The organism is Candidatus Moraniibacteriota bacterium, from assembly GCA_035390125.1.
Classification (GTDB): domain Bacteria; phylum Patescibacteriota; class Minisyncoccia; order Moranbacterales; family GWC2-37-73; genus DAOOTD01.
Window position 1 is genome coordinate 78,186 of record DAOOTD010000003.1, and the last position, 8,537, is coordinate 86,722.

7 protein-coding genes and 1 tRNA gene are annotated in these 8,537 nt (G+C 35.6%); all 8 read right to left on the reverse strand.

The features are described from left to right. Nucleotides 1–8: 8 nt before the first annotated feature. The 8 genes from PLR68_03900 to PLR68_03935 all read right to left on the reverse strand — a co-directional run bounded on the left by PLR68_03900 (nucleotide 9) and on the right by PLR68_03935 (nucleotide 8,350). Entirely contained in the window at nucleotides 9–3,449 is a 3,441-nt protein-coding gene (locus PLR68_03900; protein ID HOW60863.1) for a DNA-directed RNA polymerase subunit beta, read from the reverse strand. A 317-nt stretch (nucleotides 3,450–3,766) separates the two neighbouring features. Beyond that, nucleotides 3,767–4,024, reverse strand: coding sequence for a hypothetical protein (locus PLR68_03905; protein HOW60864.1), 258 nt, complete (start codon nucleotides 4,022–4,024; stop codon nucleotides 3,767–3,769). 64 nt (nucleotides 4,025–4,088) lie between these two features. Then, nucleotides 4,089–4,385 (reverse strand): hypothetical protein, encoded by a 297-nt coding sequence (locus tag PLR68_03910; protein ID HOW60865.1) that lies wholly within the window; start codon nucleotides 4,383–4,385, stop codon nucleotides 4,089–4,091. A gap of 74 nt (nucleotides 4,386–4,459) precedes the next feature. Continuing rightward, nucleotides 4,460–4,717 carry a hypothetical protein gene (locus PLR68_03915; GenBank protein ID HOW60866.1) on the reverse strand — a complete coding sequence of 86 codons (258 nt, stop codon included), beginning with the start codon at nucleotides 4,715–4,717 and terminating at the stop codon, nucleotides 4,460–4,462. 32 nt (nucleotides 4,718–4,749) lie between these two features. Continuing rightward, on the reverse strand, nucleotides 4,750–5,487 hold the full coding sequence (locus PLR68_03920; GenBank protein HOW60867.1) for an N-acetylmuramoyl-L-alanine amidase: 738 nt from the start codon (nucleotides 5,485–5,487) through the stop codon (nucleotides 4,750–4,752). Between the two features lie 20 nt (nucleotides 5,488–5,507). Continuing rightward, complete coding sequence (locus PLR68_03925) at nucleotides 5,508–7,679, reverse strand: PBP1A family penicillin-binding protein (protein ID HOW60868.1); 2,172 nt, start codon at nucleotides 7,677–7,679, stop codon at nucleotides 5,508–5,510. Nucleotides 7,680–7,766: 87 nt separating this feature from the next. Further along, nucleotides 7,767–8,234, reverse strand: coding sequence for an FKBP-type peptidyl-prolyl cis-trans isomerase (locus PLR68_03930; GenBank protein ID HOW60869.1), 468 nt, complete (start codon nucleotides 8,232–8,234; stop codon nucleotides 7,767–7,769). A gap of 45 nt (nucleotides 8,235–8,279) precedes the next feature. Further along, a tRNA-Gly gene (locus PLR68_03935) sits at nucleotides 8,280–8,350 on the reverse strand. Nucleotides 8,351–8,537 lie beyond the last annotated feature (187 nt).

Consider the following 8,537-nt stretch of genomic DNA (forward strand, 5'->3'; position numbering starts at 1 on the left):
AAGGTTAATTAAATTTGATCGATGTCTTCTTCTGTTTTTTCATATTCTCCCAACTCATCTTCTTGCAAATCGTCATCTTTAAGTTTGGAATCAATAAGTTCGACATCTAAACATAAGCCTTTTAGTTCATTCACTAAAACATGGAAAGAGGCTGGTATGTTCGGACTTTTGATTTTTTCACCTTTAATTATAGATTCATATGCTTTTGATCTCCCAAGAACATCATCTGATTTGATTGTAAGCATTTCTTGCAAAGTATAGGCTGCTCCATATCCTTCCAGCGCCCATACTTCCATTTCTCCGAAACGCTGTCCTCCAAATTGTGCTTTACCTCCAAGTGGTTGTTGAGTTATCAATGAATATGGTCCGATTGAGCGCATGTGCAGTTTATCCTCAACCAAGTGATTTAGTTTCATAACATACATAACGCCTACTGTTGTTTCGTTATCAAAAAATTCACCGGTTTTCCCATCAATCAATCTTACTTTTCCGCTTTCGGGGAGTCCAGCTTTTTTAAGTTCCTCCTTTATATCTTCTTCTGCAATTCCGTCCAGTGCAGGAGTTGCAACTTTATAACCAAGTTTAAAAGCTGCCCATCCGAGATGAGTTTCCAAAATCTGTCCGATATTCATACGGGACACAACTCCTAATGGATTAAGTATTACATCAATAGGAGTTCCGTCTGGCAAATATGGCATATCTTCAACTGGTGCGATTCTGGAAATAACTCCTTTGTTCCCGTGTCGTCCTGCTAATTTATCCCCAACAGAAACTTTGCGCAACTGTGCAACTGAAATTTGTATTTGCTTGATAACTCCAGTTGAAAGTTTGTCACCTTGTTCTCTAGAAAGTATTTTTATATCAACAATTTTACCATGTTCTCCGTGAGGCAGATAAAGTGAGGAATCTTTTACGTCTTTTGATTTTTCACCGAATATAGCTCTTAATAGCCTTTCTTCGGGTGTTAAATCACCTTCGCCTTTTGGAGTAATCTTGCCTACTAATATATCTCCCGAAGAAACTTCCGCACCTATTCGGATTATTCCTGTTTCATCCAGATTCTTCAGTCTTTCCTCACCAATATTCGGGATGTCTCTAGTCACAATTTCTGGCCCGAGTTTTGTATCACGAACATCAATTGAAAAATCTTCAATATGAATAGAACTGTACCAGTCTTCTCTTAAAAGCCTCTCTGAAAGTATGATAGCATCTTCATAGTTATAACCATCCCAAGGAATAAAAGCTACTAATGGATTCTGCCCTAAAGCTAATTCTCCATTTTCAGTTGCGGCACCATCAGCCAAAAGCTGACCCTTGGTCACAGCTTGTCCTTTTTCAACTCGAGGCAATTGGCTCATACTAGTAAAGGCATTGGATTTCTGGAAAGATTGAAGTTTATATTCTCGTTTAAAATTATCTTTTTTAGCTCCGACTGGGGCTTTTTCTTTAATGACAATATGATTAGCGTCAACTTCAATAACTTCTCCGTCATTAACTGCTAAAACAACCTGTCCTGAATCAGATGCGGCCTTATCTTCAATACCAGTTCCAACCAATGGAGCTTGCGGGACAATACATGGCACAGCCTGGCGTTGCATATTTGAACCCATGAGAGCACGATTAGCATCATCATGTTCCAAAAATGGAATAAGGGAAGTTGCAATAGATATGCATTGTTTAGCAGACACATCTATGTAGTCCAATTTATCAGCTTCAATCATTTCAGGACTACCTTTAACACGAGCTTCTACTATTTCTTCTATTATATTGCGATTTTCATCCGTTTTAACACGTGCATGTGTAATAACGTGTCTGTCTTCAACTGTAGCATTTATATACTCTATTTCATCTGAAATATATGGTTTAATTTTAATATTCTTTTTGCTGCATTTATAAATTTTGTTGGCAATTTCTTCAGTAATTTTATCTCCTGATTTTGCAATGCCTTCAATATCTTCATTTAGAACTCTGCTTATTAGATTTTCTGTTTTATTTTCTACTTCCTTGTGTAATTTTATGTAAGGAGTTTCTAAAAATCCAAAATCATTTATGCGAGCATAAGAAGCCATATGCCCCACCAACCCAATATTCGGACCTTCTGGAGTTTCGATCGGACAAATGCGTCCATAATGTGAATGATGTACATCTCTGACTTCAAAACCTGCTCTTTCACGGGTTAACCCTCCTGGTCCCATAGCAGATAAGCGTCTTTTGTGTTCAAGTTCAGCCAAAGGATTGACTTGATCCATAAACTGGGAAAGCTGCGAACTTGAAAAAAACTCCTTAATGGCAGCAGCTACTGGCCTAGAGTTGATAAGTTGTCCTGGTACAACGGTTTCAACATCGCAGGTGCTCATACGATCTTTTATATTTCTAGCCATTCTTGCCATGCCGATGCGCAATTTATTCTGTACCAATTCTCCTACTCCCCTGACGCGTCGGTTGCCTAAGTGATCGATATCGTCGGCAATAGCGTGCGGGTCATTATTGAGACGTATAATTTCCTTAATAATCAAAACCAGATCATCAACTAATAAAATTCTATTTTCTTCATTATCTTCGCGATTAACATTAAGTCGCTGATTCAAACGGTAACGTCCGACTGAGCCAAAATCATATTTTTCAAAATTGAAAAACATTGAATCGATTAATTGTTTTGCGTTTTCAACCGTTGCTAAATCTCCCGGCCTTATTCTTTTATAAATTTCTTTATATCCTTCTGCTTGATCTTTAGTCGTGTCTTTAGCTAAAGTTTCTTCAATAAAATTAAGATCACCATTATCGACATCCTTAAAAATTTTAATAATAGATTCATTTTTTTGCATCCCAAAAGCACGTAAAAGCGCTGTGATAGGAATTTTTCTCTTGCGGTCAATACGGACATTTAACACTCCATCAAGCCCTGTATCAATTTCCAGCCAAGCACCTCTATTAGGAATGAGTTTAGCACCAAAAAGTTTTTTGCCTTTTTGATATTCCATAGTGAAAAAAACACCGCTTGACCTAATCAATTGGCTAACCACAACACGTTCAACACCGTTAATGACAAAGGTTCCGCGATCAGTCATTACCGGAAAGTCACCTAAATATATTTCTTGTTCTTTGATTTCTCCAGTTTTCTTAATCACTAAACGCGCTTTGGCTCTAAGAGGCGCTTCATAAGAAATGTTTTTATTTTTTGCAGTAATTTCGTCAGTTTTGGGTTCGTCTAAATAATAATCAGTGAGTGAAAGTTCAAGATCCTTTCCTGTAAAATCATTGATGGGGTTGATTTCGTCTAAAAGTTCCCGCAGTCCTTTTTCCAAAAACCATTGATAGGCATCGCTTTGAGCTTCAATAAGATTTGGAAGCGAAACTACCAGCTGCTTGTGGAAAAATTTTCTACGTGACAGTGATGAAGATGCACCATAGGACTCCTTAACCTTCAAGGCTTTTTTTTCTTTGACCATAAAAACAACTCTCACCAGTTCTTCGTGTCTTCGATTAATGTCTAAGAAGCGCGAAGCTCAGTAGCGAGTTTAAATTAAGTCTATTAAATTATTTAGTTGTGTCTGTCATTCCCCTCTTGACAAAAAGATTGTGCCCTGTTTTCACCCAAAAACAGAGCAAAAAATAGAAGTACTTTCCTAAATCATGTATGTGCACACAAAAATATCATATATGTAAAATGTTGTCAACTGCGCCTATAAACCAGAAACCTTTTTATATAAAATAATTATATAAAAACCGCTTTTACAAGCGGTTTTTTAACAAGAAGATTGTTTTTTTATTTTTTCTTCTTTTTTGAGACTGCAACTATTAAACCGGTAATTGCTGCTCCAAGGGCTGCTCCTATCCCAGCAGAAATTGCAGCCGCTTTTTTAGGATTTTTTTTGATGTAGTTTCCAACTTTTTTTACAGCTACATCCATTTCCTTTTTAATTTTTTCATATTCCTTCATTGCAATTTTCTCAAGATCCGCACCTTTTTTTTGAGCAATTAAAATGTTCTTATTAATTGCTTTTTTTACTTTTCTTGTATTCATGTTTTATTTAATTAAATTATTTAAAGTAGGATTTTAGCCTACAAAACTAACGGTTACTAAAATTTCAATCTTTAGACAATATATAACCAAATATAATAACAACAAAGCCTACTAAACTCCAGCCAACCCATTGCAATTCATCACTTAAAAAAGTATTAACCATTATAGCAATACTTGTCAGAAAAAAAATAGCTCCAATCAACAATAAAATAGCTCCAATTGTACGTCTTTTCAGTTGATTTATAAATAGAGCAATTTTTTTAGATATATTGTTGCCAAAACGTTCAAGTATGTTACTTGCAAATCCTTGCAGAATTTTTTTCAGCTCGTTTTTATCTTCTTTTTTGTTTTTATTTTTCATTTCTATTGCTGATTAATTTTAATAAATTTTATATCCGCCTTATGTCATAGTAATTATAACAGGTTTTTATTTTTTCACCTAATATTCCAGGCCTTAACAATTGACTGCACAATCCTTGTGGAAGTCACCCCTGATATTTCACTGACTTTGGGAATTATTCTTTCCACTTTTTCTTTCGGAATCTTATTTTTTCTAAGCAATTCATTGATTTTTGGCAAAAGTTGTTCACTCAAAGAATACTCTCCTTGCCAAGCATGTTCTGCAATTATTTTGCGTCCTGATTTTATTGATAATTTTATATTATTACCGTCTAAAAAAATATATAGAATCATAAGCTGTATAATTTTAAATTATAAATTCCAGATTATTTATCAATCTTGTCCCAATCTATATTCCACGGATCAGTTTTTCTTCCTGGCGCAATATCATTATGGCCTAGAACATATTTTATTTGGTACTGTTTTTTAAGCAAATCTATCAGCCAATTCAGTGAATCGTATTGATTATCAGTAAATTTTCCTTCCTTAATATTTATCATCTCAATTCCGACAGAAAAGTTGTTTACATCAGTACGTCCATCTGGCATTTTACTGGTTCCGGCATGATAAGCAATATCCTGGTCTGCAACAAGACGATAAATTTTCCCGCCACGATCAATGAGATAATGAGGAGAAACTCCATATTGTTTATACTCCGCAATAACGCCCTCAACACTATACGGATCGTTACCTATGGCATCGTATGCTGAATGTACTATTATTGTATCTATTTTCCTGTTACTGGAAATTTTAAATCCCCACGAAACAAGTCTGCTTATAATTTTATCTTCTTTATTTTCTCTGCTACTTGTCGTTTGTTCTTTGTCAATTGTTGTTTGTTGTTTATCATTTATAACTACTTCTTGAATACTATTTCCTGTTTCTTGATTCCCATTTTCTGATTTCTGATTACTGTTTTCTGCCTCCTGCCCATTGTTTATCGCCTGTTGACTCTGAACTGAAATTTGTATAGTTTTTTTCTGACGAAAAAGTATAAACCCGAAAATTACCAATAAAATTATGGCGATAAAAATAATAATTGATATGATAATTCTCTTTTGCATATCTTAAATTTAATAAAAATTTAATCGTCCTCTTCATCTTCCTCGTCCTCATCCTTTCCTTTTTGGTTTTTGAACTGATCTAACCATTGGTTAAACATAGGATCGGTGGGATCAGGCATAGCGATATTCATAAACTTTCCTGAATCATCTTTGCCGTAACCATATTCCAGTTTTATGCTGACCTTATCTGAATCTGTTTTTTTTGCCTTATCTTCTGATATTTTTTTGCCAGACTTATTATTATAATAAACAATTCTGGCAGTTATGCCAGCTATCTGTTCTTTGTCTTTTACAACTTCATAAGGCACAAACTCTTCATTAGATTTATTGGCTAAAACCCGAATCATAAAATCATTCCAAATTGGAGCTGCCACGTAAACTCCGTCTGAACCGATTTTCATGGCGTGATTGTCATTGTTGCCTGCCCATACTCCAACAGCCAAGGAAGGCGTATATCCAACTGTCCAAGCATCGCGAAACCCAGAAGTCGTTCCAGTTTTAGCTGCCACTGTTTTGCCTTTCAAAGTCAGCGGGCTGTTAGAGCCAAAAACTGGCGCACGTGCACTGTTATCCGAAAGAATTGAATTTATCTTGCGCGCAACCTGCTCATTCAAAACTCTTTGCGGATCAATTTTTCCTTCCTGGATAATTTTTCCTGCGCTGTTGGTAATTTTAGTTATTGCTCGAGCCTTATTTCTGATTCCATCATTGGCAAAAACTGAAAAAGCACTGGCCATATCAACAAGCTTTACTTCGCCTCCGCCTAAAACCAGCGATAAGCCATATCGCTTGCGATCATTGAGAGTTGTAATTCCCATTTTATGAGCTAGATCTATTGTGCCGTCTATCCCAGCTAAATATAATATTTTGACTGCCGGTATATTGAGTGACATCGACAAAGTGCTACGTAAAGGAAGCAATCCATGGAATTGGCCATCGTAATTTACAGGGATATAATCTTTACCGGTTCCGTCAGGACCAAAATTAGTTTCTGCGTCTAAAATCATAGTTTCTGGCTGATAGCCAAGTTCAAAAGCGTGCGCATAAGCAAAAGGCTTAAAGGAAGACCCTGGCTGACGTAGGCTAGTAGCTATATTAACTTCGCCATCTATGGATTTGTCAAAATAATCTTTGCTGCCGACCATAACCAGCACATTTCCGTTTTTAGGATCAACTGCTACCAGAGCGGCATTGGTTGCACCGCGTGAAATATTTTTCTGCGATCCTCTGAACACAGCATCTTCTGCAATTTTCTGCATATTATAATCTAAAGAAGTGTATATTTTCAATCCTCCCGTTTGTATAAAATCTTCTCCGTATTTTTTTTCTAGTTCATCAAGCACGAAAAATACAAAATGTGGCGCAACTATCGGTTGGCTTAGCGGCTTAACTTTTTCAAGAGTGTTTACTGACATGGCTTTCTGCATTTCTTCTTTTGTTATAAGTCTTGTATCGCTTATCTTTTGCAAAATATCTTTTTGACGTATAACGAGGGCATTGCGATTAGAGCTGTATGGGGAATAATAGGAAGTGGCTTTTGGTAAGGCAGCTAAAAATGCAGCTTCATCTAAAGTCAGTTCTATGGCTTTTTTACCAAAATATGTTTCACTGGCAGTTTCCACACCATAAGTGTTGGCGCCAAAAGGAATCTCGTTTATATATTGGTCTAAAATTTCATCTTTCGTGTAATTTATTTCCATTTTTATGGCAAAAACAGCTTCCAACACTTTACGTTTGAGTGTTTGCTCTTTGGTCAGAAAAGCCATACGCGCTAATTGCTGGGTTATGGTTGAAGCTCCTTGCCTGATTTCATTGTGTTTTATGTTAACTTTAATAGCGCGCAAGATTGCCATAGGATCTATCCCAATATGATGATAAAAATTAGCATCTTCAGTCGCAATAATAGCAATTCTCATATAATCTGGAATTTCATCGTGAGAAACCAGCCTGCGATTTTCTTCTCCATAAAGTTCATATAGCACATGTTCACCTGTACTGTCATAAATTATAGATGTTTGGGCAATTTTACGTTTGATTAGCTGGTCGGCAGAAGGAACTGCACCGTAATATAGCCACAGTATCGTCCCAGCGAGCAAAATTCCAATGATAATTGCAATATTACGAAAACTAAAAGTTTTTTCTCTTATTTGAGGGAAAAATGCATTAATCTTTTTTATTACTTTATCTTTCATAAAATCAATAACTACATTATCTTATTTATTCATCCTTTTAAGCATAGCGCTAGCGCACTAAGCCCTTTAACATCCTATAAAAAAGATTTACTTTATTGAAACTAATTCTACATCAAAAATAAGAGTTGAATTGGCTGGTATAGAACCAATCGCTCTGGAACCATATCCAAATTCGGCTGGAATTGTCAAAGTTCTTTTCTCTCCGACTTTAGCCCCGATAAATCCCTGCTCCCAACCCTGGATAACCCTACCTGCGCCAACTGTAAATTCAAAAGGTACTCCCCGATCCAAACTTGAATCAAACTTGGTCCCATCTAAAAGTCTGCCGGTATAATGAACACTTATCGTGTCTCCGTCTTTAACTTGTCTTTCTCCTGTTCCCTCCTGGGTTGTTTTAATTTCTAATTGCATAGTTTTATTTTCATTAGATTTATTATTTTTTTGTTCTATATTTTTTTCCGTTATCGGAGCGTTTACTACATTTTTTTTGTTAAGCAATACGCCAATAATAATTACCACAATTATTATTAAAATTAAAATGAGTTTCTTTTTCATATTGATAATTTTATAAAATTTTTACAAAAATAATTTACTTAATTGAGCGGGATACCAGAATCGGACTGGCGCCTTAACCTTGGGAAGGTCACGTACTGCCACTATACTAATCCCGCCTTACTTAAATAATTATAAAGAAAAAATTTTATTTTAGGAAGTTTCTTAGTACTTATTATCTTTATTGTAAAATATGAATTTCGAAAAAAAAGGTTCTTGGGATCAATCTAACTAAAAAAACACCCCGGTGAGGGGTGTTTTTGAATTTCTTTTAATTAAGCTACACCCTCACATCCTCCTTGATGA